At 59.0% G+C, this 249-nt stretch carries 1 protein-coding gene; it reads left to right on the top strand.

Annotated elements, in window-relative coordinates; genetic code table 11:
• The first annotated feature begins 42 nt into the window (after nt 1-42).
• A complete protein-coding gene (locus AC0IZJ_RS28615) occupies nt 43-123 on the top strand; it encodes a glycine zipper domain-containing protein (RefSeq protein WP_471855660.1) in 81 nt (26 codons plus the stop codon).
• Nucleotides 124-249: the final 126 nt, after the last annotated feature.

The raw sequence follows: 249 nt of genomic DNA on the forward strand, positions 1-249 counted from the left end.
GCCAAACAAACCCGTGTCGCGGCGGCGCGTGCCGATGAGTATGTGCGCGAAAATCCGTGGACGGGCGTGGGCATTGGCGCTGCAATCGGTGTAGAGCTCGGCGTTCTGCTGTCGCGTCGTTAATTATGGCGGACACTCATCACGCACAAGGGCCCGGTAAAAGCGTTCTGGGCATCGGGCAGCGAATTGTTTCTATCATGGTTGAAATGGTAGAGACACGTCTGCGGCTGGCGGTGGTGGAGCTGGAAG

This window comes from Roseateles sp. AC306 (genome assembly GCF_979253795.1).